This is a genomic window from Micromonospora sp. NPDC093277 (assembly GCF_044765245.1).
Lineage (GTDB): Bacteria > Actinomycetota > Actinomycetes > Mycobacteriales > Micromonosporaceae > Micromonospora.
Genome location: NZ_JBIWJO010000006.1, coordinates 250,967 through 267,084, shown reverse-complemented (window position 1 = coordinate 267,084; position 16,118 = coordinate 250,967). Strand labels below are relative to the sequence as shown.

Sequence of the window (16,118 nt, the reverse complement as noted above, 5' to 3'; positions counted from 1 at the left end):
CGGCGCGGTCACGCGCCACGGACGCGAGGCTGCCGAGATGCGGGCTGGGGCGGTCCGTCCGCACCGTGCTCGACCCCCTTCCCGGCCGGCTGCGACCGCTCCGGCGAGCGCTCACCCCGGTCTAACCCGTCCCGTCGAACGGCGGTAAGTGAGTGCCACCGGTAGCGGACGGCGGCACTCGCCGGACCGGGCGAGCACCCGCGCGGACGGGCATGGCCGCCACGGCTCGGTCGGTGGCTGGACCAGGGCGGTCAGCCGTGACACCGCGGCGTCTCGTACCCGGCCGGCCCCGGAGGGATCAGCGAGAGCCGCAACGGCGGAGCTTGCCAGGCGACCGCCGCGGCCCGCACTGTCCGGTAAAGCGTCGCGCCCGTCGTCCGCGGTGTCTCACCATGGAGGAACGCGACCAGGTCCCGCTGCACCCGGCTGCGGTCGAACGCGTCCCCGTGTACGCCGACCACCAGGATGAACGGCACGTCCAACCGGTTGCCCGGCCGATCGGCGAGGGCATCGCTGAGCGTCACGAACGCCACCGTGCGTACCCCCGGAACGGGACAGAACATCTGATCGCGGTAGCGCTGTGGGTTGGCCAGGAGCGAGTGGATGAGCGGTTCGTCGATGCTGATCGGCAGGCCGCTGGACCAGCTGGCGACCGTCAGGATCGCCCGCAACTGGGCGCCCGCGGCCAGTCCCCAACCGTGTCCGTCACGGGCCGGTGGGAAGGCGGCTGCGGCGGGGTTGGGCACTGGGCTGAGCAGAACGACCGCGACCACGGCCGGGTGCGGACGAGTCGCCAGGTAGGTGCGGACGACGAGGGTTCCCTCACTCTCCGCGAGCAGGGCCACCGGCTTGCCGGTGCGGGTGTGCACCTCGGCGACCTGGGCGTCGAGCAGTTCCGCGCTGGTCTCCAACGACTGCTGGGTCTGCTGTGCCCGATACGGCAGCGGCCGCCCGCCGGCGTCGAGGCCGGCGTAGGAGAACATCTCGAACGGGATGCTGTCGGTGATGTGCTGGCCACCGACCGTTGACGATCCGTCGCCGACGGAGTCGTAGCCACCCACGAAGATGAGCGCCTGAGGCGGCCTGCCGCCGGGGCCGACGGCCAGGGGAGGCGGCGGTTGCTCGGCGGCCTGGACAGCGGTCCTGGCCACGAACCCGGCCGGGGCGATGCCGAGCAGCAGCCCGACGGCGACGATCGGGGCGGCAGGGACCCGGACCAGCCGGATGCGTGCCGCCAGCACCACCGCGAGCAGACGCCGCCAGAGCCAGCCGTTCACGATTCCGGCGACAGCGGCCAGCACGATGGGAAACGGGCCCGGCACGGCGGACAGGAGCACGGCGGCGACGGTCAGGATCAGGAACGACACCGCGGCCCAGAGCGCGGCGGCCGGCGGCGGTAGCCCTCGCCACCAGTCGGGCACCAGGCCGGCCCGCTGCACGACGAGGACGAGCACGAACACCACACCCACGTCGGCGATGAAGAGCCAGGACAGCGAGGTCGCGTTGACCGCCACCGACAGCGCGGCCCAGGGCAGCAGGAAGACGGTCAGTGCGGCGATGCCCGTGATGCTGGTGACCAGGGCCCGGCCCACCGTCGGTCGCCGTCCCGCCTGGTTCGGCCAGGCGAGCAACACGACGGCGGCGGTCCACACACCGCGCGCCACCACCGCGGCGAGCAGTTCCCCTGCGAACTGCGGCCACGAGTGGTGATAGACGGAGATCCATCGCACGTCGTGAAAGGTCGCGAAGGGGGGTGGCGCGCTCGCCTGTGGAGCCAGCCCCACCGCGGACCGGAGGCCGAAGTGGGTCGACAGCACCGCTTCCAGCAGCGGTGGAAGCGCGGTCAGGGCCAGAAGTGCCAGGAGGCGTACGGACGTCGATCGCAGCACGACCACCGCGCGACCTCCTGCTCACCAGGCGCGCCGCAACCCCGAACCCGGGCCGCTCAGGTGCGGATGGACAGCATGTTATCGGCTGCCCCCTGCCGGCTCCGGCGTTTCGCCGGATGTGCGGGCGTCACGGCATACTCGTGCCGTGACGTTGCTCTGCGAACCGTACCTGCTCGACCCGCAGCCCGACGGTGTCCACGTGCTGTGGCACACCGAGCGCGTCGGCCGGTGCCAGGTCGTCCTGGCCGGCCCGGACGTGCCGCAGATGACCGAGGAGCAGGCGTACGCCGCCGCGACCGGCCCCGTCGATCCGGGCGGCGGGTGGCGCCGGTTTCCCGCGCAGACCCGGCCCCTGTCGCGGATGCGGGAGGACGCCGAGTCCTCGGTGCCGGGCCGGACGTACTCCGGGGTGGCCCGGCGCCCGGTGCACCGGCACCTGGCCCGGGTCGGCGGACTGCCCGCCGGGCGTACGCCGTACCGGGTGGTGTCGATCGACGACGACGGGCGGGCCGAGGTCACGTCCAGCTACAGCCTGGCCCCGGCGGTGGCGTCGGGCAGACCGGTCCGGCTGTTGCTGACCAGCGACCACCAGCTCATGCCGATGGTCCCCGCGAACCTGGCCAAGGTCGGCGAGACGGCGGGCAGCGCCCTCGACGGCGTGCTGATGGCCGGCGACATGGTCAACGTCCCGGACCGGGCCAGCGACTGGTTCGACAGCACCCGTCGGCCGGCCTTCTTCGCCAGCTTCGCCGGCCGGGCGGCCGGCCGCTGGCCGGGTGCACCGATCCTGCCGAACACCCCGCTCTACCCGTCCATCGGCAACCACGAGGTCATGGGACGCTGGGCGGAGACCGCCTCGCTGGAAGAGCAGTTCAACGACGCCCGTCCCGGTGAGTGGGACGTCACCAGCTACGAGGAGCTCTTCCCGGTGCCGCGCAGCGACGCGGGCGGGCCGCGCTGGTGGTCGCGGACGATCGGCGACGTCCATCTGATCAGCCTCTTCGCCACGACCATCTGGCGGTCACCCAAGCCGATCGGACGGGGCAAGTTCCAGGAGGCGGCCCAGGACGTCGACCATCCGCAGCGGTGGGGGCACGGCCAGTTCATCTTCGAACCGATCGCCCGCGGCTCGGCGCAGTACCGCTGGCTGGCGAACGAACTGGCGTCGCCGGCGGCCCGGTCCGCCCGGTACCGGGTGGTGATGTTCCACCACCCGAGCCACGGGCTCGGTCACCACTCCGCACCGCCGTTCACCGATCCGGTGCCGACCGTCCGGCCGGGCGGGATCACCTACCACTATCCGCTCGGCGACGACTACATCCTGCGCGACGTCGAGCCGCTGCTCGACGAGGCGCGGGTCCACCTGGTCCTCAACGGACACTCACACGTGTGGAACCGGTTCCGCAACCCGGCCGGCGTGCACTGGCTGGAGACCTCCAACGTCGGCAACAGCTACGGCGCCTACGACGTCACGTCCGGTCGGACGCGAGAGCTGCCCGACGGGTACGTCCAGCAGGGCGACCCGGGAGGGTTGGCCGCGATCGTCCCCACCGTCGCGCCCCTGACCGGGCCCGACGGCGCCGCCCTGCCGTACGTGGCGAGCAATGAGATCACCGTCTTCACGCTGCTGGACACCGCCGACGGGCTGGTCCGCTCGTATCGCTTCGACACCGTCGATCCGAACGCCGCGCCGGTGCTCTTCGACGAGTTCGCCCTCGACGGGCCGTAGCCGTCCGCCGCCGTCGGTCACGGCCCGGCCCGCGCGGTTCGGCGATCAGCGGGGATACCGCTCGTTATGGTCAATTGGGCCGGGAATAATTCCAGCAGGAGCGGGAAGGCCCTGGCATGGCCATTTCGGGCGGCCGTGGCAGAGAGCCGGGCCACTTCGCCGGTCGCCTCGGCCGGGTGCTGCCGGCCGTGCGGCGCTTTCTGGCTACCCGGCAGCTGGCCGCCATCGCGCTGCTTGCCGCCCAGGGTGGTCTCGCCACCGCCGTTGCGTGGATCATCGCCTCGGACTTCCTCGGCCAGGACGCGCCGGTCTTCGCGCCCGTGGCCGCTCTCGCCACGATCGCCTCGGCCACCGGGCAGCGTGCCAGGCAGACGGTGGAGTTGCTCGTCGGTGTGGGGTTGGGCATCACGGTGTCCGACGCGTTGCTCTATTTCATCGGCAGCGGGGCGTGGCAGATCGCCGTGGTCGTCTCCAGTTCCATCGGGCTCGGCCTGTTGGTCGCCGGCCGCAGCGGCGCCCTGGTCAGTCAGGCCGGCGCCACCGCCACCCTGTTCGCCACGCTCGCCGGCAACCAGCGCAGTCTCGAGTTACCTCGGATCATCGATGCCGCCGTGGGCGCGTCGATCGGCTTCCTCGCCGTGGCGCTGTTGCGGCCCTTCGACCCGTTGCGGGCCGTCGACCGGGCCGCCAAGCCGTTCTTCACCGATCTGGCCGCCGCCATCCACACCACCGCACAGGCCCTCGCCGCCGGCGATCGGGACCTGGCCGTGCAGGCTATGGGCCGCCTCGCCACGATCGACGTGGACGCCGCACGCCTCGACGAAGCCCTGCGCGGCGCCGAGGAAACCGTCAGCATCGCCCCTTGGTGGCACCACCGGCGCCGCCGCTACCAGCAGTACCGCGCAGCCGTCGACCAACTCGGTGCCTTCACCACCGATATTCGGATAATGGCTCGCCGCGTGGCCACCCTGCTCGAATACCGCGAACCCGTGCCGCCCCCACTGCACCAGGCCGTCGACGCTCTCGGCGACGCCTTGACCCACCTCCACGGCGAATGCACTGCGGCCCGAGCATCGGGGCAGACGCGCCGGGCGGTTCTCGAAGCCGCACGCCTGGCTGGATACGCCAGCAGACACCAGACATGCACCTTCGGCGAGACCGTCATGCTGCAGATCCGCAGCGCGGCCAGCGACCTGCTCCGCGCCGCCGACATCACCCCCGAGGAGGCCAACCACCTCGTCCGCGACGCGGCCACCAGACCCGACAGCCCCCGGTGAGCCGGTCGACACGGTCCGGCCCACTACCCGCCTGGATCGGTTGGCCGAGTCGAGCCTCGGGTGGACCGGCGGATCGCCGTCCTGGCGACTGTCAGGGCGGGGTGGGATGTTCGCCGGGGTGGCGGTGCGAGCGTCTGGTGTCGGCGGCGGCGATGACGAGCAGGACGACGGCGGCGACGCCGGAGACCGCCAACGGTGGGGTGAGGGTCAGCGGGACGATCAGGGCCAGGAGAGCGACGACGCCGGCCGGGCGGGGCAGCGAGACCCGGGCGTAGACGACGTATTCCAGCACGGAGCGGCCGACGAGGAAGACGGCGGGCCCGGCGAGGATGACAGCCGACCAGGTGGGCGGGGTGTGCACGGCGGGGTGCTTCTCGACCAGATCGTGTCCCACACTCGTGGTGATGATCCCGAAGATCATGATCAGGTGTGCGACGCCGGCGACGCGCCCGGCGCGGGCCGGGTCCGACGCGGCCAGGACGGCGTCGTCGACCAGTTGACCGGCGACGTGGAAGTACAGGCGCCAGAGCAGGACGGTGGTCAGGAACGCCAGGGTCAGTGCGGTGATCCGGTACGGGCTGGCCGGTACCTGGGTGAAGGTGACGCCCACGGAGAGCAGCGGTTCACCGAAAGAGATCATCAGCAGTTGTTGGTAGCGTTCGGCGAGGTATCGGGCGGCCGTCGCCCACAGGTTCTCGAAGCCGGCGCCGAGCCGGGGCACCGGCCAGCCACCGGCGTTCGCGCCGAACTCGGCCAGGAGCGCCGAGGCCCACAGCGCCGCGCGGACGGGCCCGGGCAGGAACGCGCCGACCAGCCACGGGACGGAAACGACCGAGTACCAGCAGAAGGCCCGCAGATAAGCGGTACGCACCGCGGGCACCGCGGCGAGGAGGCCGGTCGCCAGGGTTCGGCCGGCCTGCATGACGATGTAGGTGCCCGCGAAGGCCACGGCACGCCCGTCGAAGGCCCACGACACGCTGACGCCGAAGACCAGCACACCGAACACGCTGCCGATGACGCACCCCTGCACCGCGGGCCGTCGCGGATCGAACCGGGCGGTGATGTACGCGGTCAACGTCCAGACCCGCATCAGTGGCAGGAACAGCAGCAGGCTCTGCCCCAGCAGCACCCAGCCCGAAGCGCCGGACCCCTCGGCCAGCACGTCGAACGCCTGTGCGACCAGCCGGCTGAGGATGAACACCATGGCCAGGTCGAAGAAGAGTTCGACGAACGTCGCCTGCTCCGCCGCGCCCTTGCGGAGCAGGGAGCCCCGGTCCCAGCGGGCAACGTTCCTCGTCACCACCCGGGTAAACCCAGGCGTGGACGACGAAAACCTCGAAGTCGAAGTCAGAGCCGGGCCGTGGCCCAACGGGGCGTGCAACCATGGCGTCGCCCGGGGCCAGCTCGTTGATCTCCAGGAAGAGCCGGGTGTTCATGCTGTTTCCTTCGCTGTCGGGATCAAGACGCCGACAGGAGGCAGCCGGACATGAAGGGCAGATGAAGATCAGCGGCCGGTGTGTTCCACTGCCGGCCGAGGACGGGACGGGGGCGCGGGTGCGGATTCTGGTCGTGGAGGACGAGCGGCGGCTGGCCGGCATGCTCGCCCAGGGGCTGCGCGAAGCCGGACACGACGTCGACATCCGGCACACCGGCTCCGAAGGACTGCTCGCCGCGGCCACCGGCAGGTACGACGCGGTGGCGCTCGACATCATGCTGCCCGGCCTCGACGGCACACAGGTCTGCCGCACCCTGCGCCAGCACGGCAACCACGTACCCGTGCTGATGCTGACCACCCGCGGGGAGGTTCCCGACCGGGTCGCCGGCCTGGACGCCGGCGCCGACGACTACCTGGCCAAACCGTTCTCCTTCGACGAACTCCTGGCCCGGCTACGCGCCCTGTACCGCCGCTCCGCCCTCCCACAGCCGTCCGAGGTCCGCGCCGGCGACCTGCTGCTCGACCCGCCCCGACGGCGGGTGTTCCGCGGCGAGGCGGAGATCGACCTCTCCGCGCGGGAGTTCGACATCCTCACGCTGCTGATGGCCCGGGCGGGGGAGTGCCTGACCCGCTACCAGATCCTCGACGAGGTGTGGGACGGCGAGACCGACCTCCGATCCAACGTCATCGACGTCCACATCGCCACCCTCCGCGCCAAGGTCGACAAACCGTTCGGCCGGCATGCCATCGAAACCCTGCGCGGCGTCGGCTACCGGCTCCGCCCCGACGGTGGCTGACATGCCGCGACGTCGCCGACGGGGTTCCGGGTGGGGCCGGCTGCCGCTGCGGGGCCGGCTGGTCGCCGGCTTCGCCGCCGCGATGCTGGTGGTCCTCGCCGGCGCGGGGGCCTTCGTCTACCTGCGCGTCCGGTATGCCCTTGACCTGCGTCTCGACCAGGACCTGGCCACCCAGTCGGCGCAGCTGACCACCGCCGCGCGCGCCGGCACGCCACTGGCCGCCGCCGCTCGGACCGGTCCGGGGGAGTACTGGCAACTCCTCGACGCCGCCAACCACGTCCTCGCCGCCAGCCCCGGGCTACCCGCCGGCTCCCTGCTCACCCCCGAACAACTCGACCGCGCCCTGCGCCAGCCGGTCCGGGCCGACCGGGGCACCCTGTTGCCCATCAGCCCGCGCCCCCTGCGCCTGTACGCGGCCCCCGTCCGGCCCGGTACCGCCCCGGCGGCGGGCCAGCCCGCGGTCACCGTCGCGGCAATCCGCCGCGACCAACGCGACGAGGCCCTGCGGGAACTCATCGGCCAACTCGCCCTGGCCAACCTCGCCGCCCTCGCCATCGCCTCCCTGGTCGGCTACCGCCTCGCCCGCGCCGCGCTCGCCCCGGTCGAGCGCTACCGGAGCGAAGCCGCCCGGATCGCCGCCGGCGCCACCCGGGTACGCCTCGCGGTCCCCGCCACCGGCGACGAGGTCGCCCGCCTCGGTCGCACGCTCAACGACATGCTCAGCGCGCTGGAGGCGGCACTGGATCGGGAACGGCAGTTCATCAACGACGCCAGCCACGAACTCCGTACCCCGTTGACCCTGCTCGCCACCGAACTGGAACTGGCCCTGCGCCGCCCTCGCACCACCGTCGAGTTGGAACAGACCCTGCGTGACGCCGCTGCCGACACCGCCGATCTCATCGCCCTCGCCGATGCCCTGCTCACCATCGGCACCCAGCCCGACCAGGACGAAACAGCCCCCACGGTCGACGTCACCGACCTGCTCACGGCCACGGTCGACCGCTACCGGACCCGCACCGGCGCCGACCCCGCCGCCCTACACAGCCGAGCCGAGCCGGGCCTGACCGTGCGCGGGGACGCCAACCGTCTCGGCCGGGCTCTGACCAACCTGCTCGACAACGCCACCCGCTACGGCGCACCCCCGATCACCGTCGCTGCCAGCGGTGTCGGCAGCCTGGTCCGGATCACCGTGCACGACGACGGCCCCGGAATCGACCCGGCGTTCCTGCCACACGCCACCGAACGCTTCCGCCGCGCCGATCCGGCCCGCACCTCGCCCGGCGCCGGCCTCGGCCTGTCGATCGTCGACGCCATCGTCCGTGCCCACCACGGGGAACTACGCCTCTGCTCCGCCGGTGCCCACCAGCGCGTCAACCCCCGGTACGACGTGCCGTGCGAACACCCGCCGCACGGCACGACCGTGACCGTGCTCCTGCCCGCCGCGCCTCACTGAGGTCAACGGAGCGGGAGCTCGTCCCCGCCCGGTACTCACTCGCAGAACACCTGTACCTTCGCGTCGGGCTGGTCGACGTCGACGGTCATCTCGTCGAGATGTTCGATCAGCTCCTCGATGTGCTGCGGTTTCAACTGCGTGAGGTCGATCGGCACACCCGACTTCGTCAACTCGTCGTTGGCCTGGCTGAGCGCCTGCGGTGGGATCAGGCTGGCCAGCCGCACCCCGGCCCGCAGCAGTTGCAGCGGCACCCGCACGTTGACCCGGCCGGGTCCGTCGCCGCCGAAGTTGTCCGCCGAGTCCACCACGACCCGTAGGTATTTCGGCCGAGGCTTCTGCTGCGGCTCGGCGTCGGGCGACGACGGGTCGGGCTGGTTCCGCTCCAGAGCTGTGATCAACCGCTCGGCCTCATCCGCGGTGATCTTTCCGTCGGCCAGCATCTGCAGGATCTGCCTGCGCTGCTCACTCATGATGGCTCCATTCCTACCTGATGTTGACCAGCACGGCTGTGCGGCTCTGCTCGATCTCGATCCGGGTGCCGCGCAGTGCGCACAGCAGCCCCCAGCCGGCGCCGAGCGCTCGGACCAGGTTGACCCGCCAGATCAGGCAGGCGACCGCCGCCGCCACCAGCGCGAGCAACAGCACCGGCGACAGGATCAGCAGCACCGGGAGGATCGGGATCCAGAGCCGTACCCGCCGACCTCGTCCGTTACTGACCCGTACGCTCACCAGCTGCGGCATCATCTCGGTCCCTCCAACTCCCGCAACGCCTCCTGCGCGCTGATCTCGCCCCGCTGCAGTCGGTCGATGACGTCGGCCCGCGACGGAGCCGGATCGGTGTCGACGAAGTCGAGCCCCTGCGCGATCCGGTTGAGCCGGGACTTGATCGTCGGATAGCTCACCCCGAAGATCCGCTCCATCTCCTTGATCGAGCCGTGGCAGCGGACGAACGCGGTGACGAACACCTGGTCCTCGACGCCCAGTTGGGCGAGTTGCGGGGGCTCGAACTCGCCCTCGATGGCGACGCCCCGAGCGGTCAGGCGCACCCGCTCGACCACGAACGGCTGGCCGCCCGTGAGGTTGGTCAACTCCTGCCAGTCCATCCGGTGCTCCGATCACCCACATTCGGCTTCGATGTTTAAGTTGTACCTTGATTTTCTTGAGCAGGCAAGCCCAAGGCCTTGATTTTCTTGATTCGCTGAGTTGATTCGTTCAGTCAAAGGTCACGGCTGGCCTGGCCGTGGGCATCGGCGGCTGAGATGATGCGATCGTGGCTGACGACGGCGGTTATCTGCTCGACAACCAGCAGGCGGAGGCGGGCGAACGCTTCGACGCCCTGGCTGCGCTGTTCAACCCCGCCACGTTTCGGCACATCGACGCGCTCGGCATCACCGAAGGCTGGAGTTGCTGGGAGGTCGGCGCGGGAGGCACGAGCACACCGTCCTGGCTCGCCGAGCGGGTCGGGCCGACCGGGCACGTGCTCGCCACCGACATCGACGTCTCGTGGATGACCGCCGACGCGGGCTACGAGGTCCGCCGCCACGACATCGGCGTAGATCCACCGCCGGGAAAGGGTTTCGACCTGGTGCACGCGCGCCTGGTCCTCGTACACGTTCCCCAGCGGGCCGCGGCGCTCGCCGCCATGGCCTCGGCGCTCCGGCCCGGCGGCTGGTTGCTGCTGGAGGAGGCGGACCCGATGATGCAGCCGCTGGTCTGCCCGGACGAGTCAGGCCCGGCCCAGCGGCTGGCCAACAAGCTCAAGCGCGACTTCCGTACGCTGATGGCCCAGCGTGGTGTCGACCTGTCCTACGGGCGCACGCTGCCTCGGTTGCTACGCGACGCGGGACTGGCCGACGTCGAGGCCGACGCCTTCTTCCCGATCACCGGCGCCTCCTGTGCCCTGCTGGAAGAGGCCACGGTGCGGCAGATCCGCCACCGGCTGACCGTCGCCGGCCTGGCCACCGACGAAGAGATCGACCAGCACCTCGGCAACATCGCGGCAGGGCATCTCGACCTCGCCACCTCGCCGATGATCTCGGCATGGGGCCGGAGACCTGCCTGAACCGTCCGGAGGCCCGCAAGATCGGATTCCGGAATCTCGGTGGAGCGGTCGAGTCCCGGTCGGTAAGGATCAGGGTGTGCCTGTTCCCGTCCGTCAGATCCGCGCCCGCTACTCGGCCGACACCATCACCGTGTACCAGGCGTATCCTCCGCAGATCGCGCTGCCGGCGGTGGCGGCCGGCCGTTTCGTGACCCCCTTCAAGCGGGACCGGATGACGTGGATCAAACCGTCTTTCCTCTGGATGATGTACCGCTGCGGTTGGGCCACCAAGCCAGGGCAGGAGCGCGTGCTGTCCATCGACATCACGCGGGAAGGATTTGAGTGGGCGCTGGCGCGGGCCTGCCTGAGCCACTACGACAGGGACCTGCACGGCGACCAGGCGACCTGGTCACGGCAACTGAAGACCAGCCCGGTTCGAGTGCAGTGGGATCCCGAACGGTCCCTGCATCTGACGGCGTTGCCGTACCGGTCACTGCAGGTCGGGCTGTCCCGCGAGGCTGTCGACCGGTACGTCGACGACTGGGTCGTTGCCATCACCGACATCACCCCGACGGTGCTGCAGGTCCGAGAGCTCCTGCGCGGCGGCGACAAACAGGCGGCGGCAGCTCGACTGCCTGTCGAGCAGGTCTACCCGCTGCCGGATCGGACCGCCGCCGGCCTCAACGCCAGCCCGGACGTCACCACCGGCGAAGCGCCGGAGCCGGACGGGACGAGGGGGAGGGTGGGTCCCTAGTCCCGTCCGGCGAGGGTTGGCCGTGCGTCCCCGGCCGTCCCCTCGTAGGTCAGCGTTGGTCCGTTGTCCGCCGTTACAGCCACGGGTGGTGGCTGCGGCAGGGCAGGGCGAACCGGCCGCCGTCCGGCACGCTCAGAACCAGCGCGGCCAACCGGTTCGCGTCACCCGGCGCCGCCGGGTGACGAGGCCGGAGGCCCCGACGAACTCAGGCGAAATAGCGCAGCCAGACGTAGGCCCAGGCCACGATGGTGGTGACGGCGGTGGTGACGATGCCGTACCTCGTGAACTGCCAGAAGCCGATCGGCTGGCCGGCGCGGGCGGCCACCCCGAGCACCACCACGTTGGCGCTCGCCGCCACCGCGGTGCCGTTGCCGCCGAAGTCGGCGCCGAGGGCGAAGGCCCACCACAGCGGCTGCATGGCGGCGGGGTCGCCGCTCTCCGCCACGATGTCCTCGACGATCGGCGCGGTGGTGGCGACGTACGGGATGTTGTCCAGGAACGCCCCGAGGACGGCCGAACCGAACAGCAGCGAGGACGCGGCCGCGAAGTAGTCGTCGCCGACGGCGCCCACCACCCAGTGACCGACGGTGTTGATCACCCCGGTCTCGACCAGCCCGCCGACCATGATGAACAGCCCCATGAAGAACACCAGCGTGGACCACTCCACCTCGGGCAGGAACTGCTCCGGGGTGGCGCGGGTGACCAGCACCATCACGCCGGCGCCGAGCAGGGCCACGATGGCCGGTTCGAGGTGCAGGACGGTGTGCAGTGAGAAGGCGGCGATGACCAGGCCGAGGACGGCCAGGCAGCGCACCAGCAGCCGGCGGTCGGTGATGGCCTCGCGCTCGTCGAGGGCGATCACCTCGGCGACCCGCTCCGGGTGGTACTCGAAGGAGCGCCGGAACAGCCACCGACACATCACCACGAACACGACGAACGCCACGGTGACCACCGGCGCCATGTGCACCAGGAAGTCGTTGAAGGTGAGACCGGCTCGGCTGGCGATGATGATGTTCGGCGGATCGCCGATCAGCGTGGCGGCGCCGCCGATGTTCGACGCGAGTGCCTCCGCGATCAGGTAGGGGACGGCGGAGACGCCCAGCTTGTCGCAGACCAGCAGGGTCACCGGCGCCACGAGCATGATGGTGGTGACGTTGTCCAGGAACGGCGACGCCACCGCCGTGATGAGCATGAGCATCACCATCAGCCGGTACGGCCGGCCCCGGGCCTTCTTCGCGGCCCAGATCGCCAGGAACTCGAACAGGCCGGTCCGCTTGACGATCCCGACGATGATCATCATGCCGAGCAGCAGGAAGATGACGTTCCAGTCGATGCCGGCGTGTTCGGAGAAGAAGACGTCTTTGCCGGGGACCAGGCGTAGCAGTGCCATCAACCCGGCGGCGGCCAGCACCACCGCGACCCGGTGGACCTTCTCGGTGGCGATGAAGAAGAACGCCACCGCGAAGATGACGATGGCGGCGACGGCGCTCATGGGCGGCCCCCTGGCGGTCCGTCGGCCATGGTGTGGCAGGTCGCGTGCGGATGGGGATTCGGTGTCCAGCAATGCGCTGATGGCGGTACGGGCAGCGTGACCCGTACCGCGAACGGGCGGTACAAAACAGCCTCCGAAGACAGTGACGCGCCGCCGGCCAGCGGGCGGCGGTGAATGGGTGACGTCGAGCGTTAGCGCGTCACGGAGGCGGGTGGACCCCGGCACGCGAGGGTGACCGGGGCGCGCGAGGACACCGCGGCGGTCCCCGTGGCGGGGAGGACGACGAGGTAGCCGATCGGGTCGAGGTGGGCCCGGGGCGGCAACACCGCCAGAGGTCCACCGCCGCCGTCACCGCTGTCGCCGTACGGCGGGTCGCAGGTGCCCGACGGCGTCCAGGCGGCGGTGCCCGCGGAGAAGGTGACGCCGGTGGCGGTGGCGCCCGGCGCGGAACGCGGCTTCACCTGGAACGCGTCGCCCGGCCTCAGCTCCGGCGCGGCGCTCATTCCGATCAGCAGCATCCCGACGCCGGTGACCACGGCCAGCGCGATCGCCAGGGCCCATGCCGCGGACCGGTGACGGTCGCTCTCCTGGCGGACCCTCATCGCGGCACCTCCCAACGGTCGCATCCTGGCGCGGGTAACGGCTTGGGCACGAAAGTCTACCGAGTGCGGCCATCGCCCCTTGAGATTCCGCCGGCCGCGCAGAGGTGACGGGCCCTCGTGCGGTGGGTGGACCGCTGCCCGACAGGTGCATCGCCGGCGGCGGATCGTGCGCGCCGAGCCTGTCGGGTGGTTGTAGGGTCGACGCTCTACCCGGCCGGAGGGCGGCGGCAGGACATGCGGGTGGCGACCGCGAGCGTGGCGGCACGGATCGGCCGCGCGAACGAGGACTTCACCGGTGCCGTACCGACGGCGGCGGTGCTGGTCGACGGCGCCGGCATCCCCGGCACCGGATCGGTCTGCCGGCACGGCGTGGCCTGGTACGCCGCCCGCCTGGGCGGCAGCCTCCTCGGCCTCCTGTCACTCGGGCGGGACGGCGGGCTTCCGGCGCTGCTCGCCGAGGCCATCGAGCAGGTGACCGACGATCACCGGGACACCTGCGACGTCACCAACCCCATCAGTCCGTCGGCGACCGTGGCCATCCTGCGGCTGTCCGACGGCCGCATCGAGCACCTGGTGCTCGGCGACTCGTTCCTCGTACTCGACAGAGCAGCCGCTGCGCCGCTCGTCGTCTCCGATCCCCGCGAGGTGATGATCAGCCGGGCGTACGAGTCCGCGCTCGGAGCGACCACGAAGGGCAGCGACGAGTACCACCGAGTCCTGCGAGACCTGCGCGCCAACCGGAATCAGCCGGGCGGCTTCTGGGTGGCCAAGGACGACCCGCGGGCGGCGGACGAGGCGATCACCGGAAGCTGCCCGACCTCCGAAGTGACCGGTGCCGTCCTGCTCAGCAACGGAGCCAGTCGCATCGTGGACCGGTTCCGGCTCGCCGACTGGCCGGAGGTCATGGCCGTCCTTGCGTCGGGCGGACCCGCCGAGGTCATCCGTCGGGTCCGGCAGGCGGAGGCGCGCCACGCGGTGGTGGCGGACGACGCGACGATCGCACACTGCACCGATCTCGGCGAGGCCTGACCGTCGGATTCTTGCCGTCCGCCTCGCTCCACGCGGAACGCGCCGTCCTGGCTCAGGCGACGCAGAACTCGTTGCCCTCGGGGTCGGTGAGCACGGTCCACTCGCCCCCGGGCTCCTTCACGTGCCGGACCAGCGTCGCGCCGTGCTCCCGCAGTCGGGCCACCGTCGCCTCCCGCTGACCTCGATCGGCATGGATGTCAACGTGGAATCGGTTCTTCCCCGCCTTCGGCTCCGGTACGCGGTTGAACAGCAGGCGTCGGCCCAGGCCGGTGCCGCTGACCGGGTCGAACGGGTCGTCGGGGTGCCGGACGGCGGCGGCGTCCCGCCAGAACAGTCGGCCCCGGAACTCGACGCACAGACTCTCCTCGACCGTCCCGGCGGCCAGCAGTCGCTCGATCAGCTTGCCGTTGTCCTCGATCTGATACCCCAACGCCTCCGCCCAGAACGCGGCTTGGCGGTGCGGGTCGCCCGAATCGATAACCAGTTTCCAACCGAGTGCCATGAGAGCTCTCCAAGATCCGCGCGGCCGGCGTCGGTCGCCGGCAGGTCGTGCTTCCAGCCTCCCGGATATAGCGGACAGGATCGTTCCGTGATCTGTGGAACGATGAGTGGGTGACCGTCGAGGCGACGACCGAGCGGGTGCTGCGGATGCTGGCGCTGCTGCAGCGGCGGGCGTCCTGGACCGCCGCCGAACTCGCCGCCGAGTTGGGAGTCACCGACCGTTCGGTGCGCCGTGACGTGGAGCGGCTGCGCGCGCTCGGCTACCCCGTGTACGCGACGGCGGGCGTCGGCGGTGGCTACCGGCTCGGCGCGGGCACCCGGCTGCCGCCGCTGCTGCTGGACGACGAGGAGGCGGTCGCGGCGGCGGTTTCCCTGCGGCTGGCGTCGGGCGGCACGGTCGCCGGGGCGGGCGAGGCGGCGCTGCGGGCGCTCGCGAAGCTCGACCAGGTGATGCCGTCCCGGCTGCGTGCCGAGGTGCGCGCGGTGCACGGCGCCACCGAGACACTGGTCGGTCCCGGGATCGAGATCGACGCGGAACTGCTGGTCACGCTCGCGCGAGCCTGTCGCGACGCCGTGCGGGTGCGGTTCCGGTACGCCGGTCGCGACGGTGAGGAACGCGAGCGCACCGTCGAGCCGGTGCGGATGGTGACCACCGGCCGCCGCTGGTACCTGATGGCCCGGGACGTCGACCGCGACGACTGGCGCACCTTCCGGCTGGACCGGATGCGCGAGGTGGTGGCGACGACCTGGCGCTTCCGGGCGAGGGAGCATCCGGACCCGGTCGCCTACGTGCAGCGGTCCGTGGCCGAGGCGCCGTACCGGTATCTCGCCCGGGTGCGGTTGCACGCCACGCCCGACCAGGTGCGGGAGTGGGTGCCGCCCCAGGTGGGGCGGGTCGAGGACGATGGCGACGGGTGGTGCGTGCTCGTCGTCGGCGGGGAGAACCTGGACTGGCTCGCCGCGCAGGTGGCCCGGCTGGGCTTCGACGCGGAGGTGCTGGAGCCTCCGGAACTGCGGGAGGCCGCCGCCCGGCTCGCCCGCCGCCTCGCGGCGATGGCCGGCACCGGCTGACGAACGTCCGCGACAAGCTGCGGCTCCGGCCCGTCCGGCCGGCCGGCT

The 16,118-nt window shown here is 71.4% G+C and carries 16 protein-coding genes; 8 read left to right on the top strand and 8 right to left on the bottom strand.

What is annotated here, in order from left to right; genetic code table 11:
* Positions 1-251: 251 nt before the first annotated feature.
* On the bottom strand, positions 252-1,895 hold the full coding sequence (locus ACIRG9_RS15720; protein ID WP_402855589.1) for a hypothetical protein: 1,644 nt from the start codon (positions 1,893-1,895) through the stop codon (positions 252-254).
* A gap of 139 nt (positions 1,896-2,034) precedes the next feature.
* Between ACIRG9_RS15720 and ACIRG9_RS15715 the strand changes: the two genes are divergently transcribed.
* Both ACIRG9_RS15715 and ACIRG9_RS15710 read left to right on the top strand, forming a co-directional pair.
* Positions 2,035-3,618, top strand: a complete 1,584-nt coding sequence (locus tag ACIRG9_RS15715) for a metallophosphoesterase family protein (protein ID WP_402855586.1) — start codon at positions 2,035-2,037, stop codon at positions 3,616-3,618.
* 116 nt (positions 3,619-3,734) lie between these two features.
* A complete protein-coding gene (locus ACIRG9_RS15710; RefSeq protein ID WP_402855583.1) occupies positions 3,735-4,895 on the top strand; it encodes an aromatic acid exporter family protein in 1,161 nt (386 codons plus the stop codon).
* Between the two features lie 91 nt (positions 4,896-4,986).
* Here ACIRG9_RS15710 and ACIRG9_RS15705 read toward each other — a convergent pair whose 3' ends face one another.
* Positions 4,987-6,195, bottom strand: a complete 1,209-nt coding sequence (locus tag ACIRG9_RS15705) for a low temperature requirement protein A (RefSeq protein WP_402855581.1) — start codon at positions 6,193-6,195, stop codon at positions 4,987-4,989.
* Between the two features lie 197 nt (positions 6,196-6,392).
* Between ACIRG9_RS15705 and ACIRG9_RS15700 the strand changes: the two genes are divergently transcribed.
* Entirely contained in the window at positions 6,393-7,127 is a 735-nt protein-coding gene (locus ACIRG9_RS15700) for a response regulator transcription factor (protein ID WP_402855578.1), read from the top strand.
* Position 7,128: 1 nt separating this feature from the next.
* Positions 7,129-8,580, top strand: a complete 1,452-nt coding sequence (locus tag ACIRG9_RS15695) for an ATP-binding protein (RefSeq protein ID WP_402855575.1) — start codon at positions 7,129-7,131, stop codon at positions 8,578-8,580.
* Positions 8,581-8,615: 35 nt separating this feature from the next.
* Here ACIRG9_RS15695 and ACIRG9_RS15690 read toward each other — a convergent pair whose 3' ends face one another.
* Genes ACIRG9_RS15690 through ACIRG9_RS15680 form a run of 3 tightly spaced genes read right to left on the bottom strand, consistent with a single transcriptional unit; the run spans position 8,616 to position 9,683 of the window.
* Entirely contained in the window at positions 8,616-9,050 is a 435-nt protein-coding gene (locus ACIRG9_RS15690; RefSeq protein ID WP_402855572.1) for an SHOCT-like domain-containing protein, read from the bottom strand.
* 13 nt (positions 9,051-9,063) lie between these two features.
* On the bottom strand, positions 9,064-9,324 hold the full coding sequence (locus ACIRG9_RS15685; RefSeq protein WP_402855569.1) for a hypothetical protein: 261 nt from the start codon (positions 9,322-9,324) through the stop codon (positions 9,064-9,066).
* Positions 9,321-9,683, bottom strand: coding sequence for a DUF2089 domain-containing protein (locus ACIRG9_RS15680; RefSeq protein WP_402855567.1), 363 nt, complete (start codon positions 9,681-9,683; stop codon positions 9,321-9,323). Before ACIRG9_RS15680 ends, ACIRG9_RS15685 begins: the two co-directional genes overlap by 4 nt.
* 167 nt (positions 9,684-9,850) lie before the next feature.
* Here ACIRG9_RS15680 and ACIRG9_RS15675 point away from each other — a divergent pair, with 167 nt between their 5' ends.
* Both ACIRG9_RS15675 and ACIRG9_RS15670 read left to right on the top strand, forming a co-directional pair.
* Positions 9,851-10,642: a methyltransferase domain-containing protein gene (locus ACIRG9_RS15675; RefSeq protein WP_402855564.1), complete on the top strand. Its 792-nt coding sequence runs from the start codon at positions 9,851-9,853 to the stop codon at positions 10,640-10,642.
* Between the two features lie 76 nt (positions 10,643-10,718).
* Positions 10,719-11,375, top strand: a complete 657-nt coding sequence (locus tag ACIRG9_RS15670) for a DUF4291 domain-containing protein (RefSeq protein WP_402855561.1) — start codon at positions 10,719-10,721, stop codon at positions 11,373-11,375.
* Between the two features lie 205 nt (positions 11,376-11,580).
* Here ACIRG9_RS15670 and ACIRG9_RS15665 read toward each other — a convergent pair whose 3' ends face one another.
* Positions 11,581-12,867 carry an ArsB/NhaD family transporter gene (locus ACIRG9_RS15665; protein WP_402855558.1) on the bottom strand — a complete coding sequence of 429 codons (1,287 nt, stop codon included), beginning with the start codon at positions 12,865-12,867 and terminating at the stop codon, positions 11,581-11,583.
* Between the two features lie 191 nt (positions 12,868-13,058).
* The gene (locus tag ACIRG9_RS15660) at positions 13,059-13,469 is read right to left on the bottom strand and encodes a hypothetical protein (RefSeq protein ID WP_402855555.1); all 411 of its coding nucleotides are present in this window, start codon (positions 13,467-13,469) and stop codon (positions 13,059-13,061) included.
* 234 nt (positions 13,470-13,703) lie between these two features.
* Here ACIRG9_RS15660 and ACIRG9_RS15655 point away from each other — a divergent pair, with 234 nt between their 5' ends.
* Positions 13,704-14,498, top strand: coding sequence for a hypothetical protein (locus tag ACIRG9_RS15655; RefSeq protein ID WP_402855552.1), 795 nt, complete (start codon positions 13,704-13,706; stop codon positions 14,496-14,498).
* Positions 14,499-14,550: 52 nt separating this feature from the next.
* On the opposite strand, the gene ACIRG9_RS15650 is transcribed toward ACIRG9_RS15655, so the two are convergent.
* The gene (locus tag ACIRG9_RS15650; RefSeq protein ID WP_402855549.1) at positions 14,551-15,000 is read right to left on the bottom strand and encodes a VOC family protein; all 450 of its coding nucleotides are present in this window, start codon (positions 14,998-15,000) and stop codon (positions 14,551-14,553) included.
* Positions 15,001-15,110: 110 nt separating this feature from the next.
* On the opposite strand from ACIRG9_RS15650, the gene ACIRG9_RS15645 reads away from it, so the two are divergent.
* Complete coding sequence (locus tag ACIRG9_RS15645; protein WP_402855546.1) at positions 15,111-16,070, top strand: helix-turn-helix transcriptional regulator; 960 nt, start codon at positions 15,111-15,113, stop codon at positions 16,068-16,070.
* Positions 16,071-16,118: the final 48 nt, after the last annotated feature.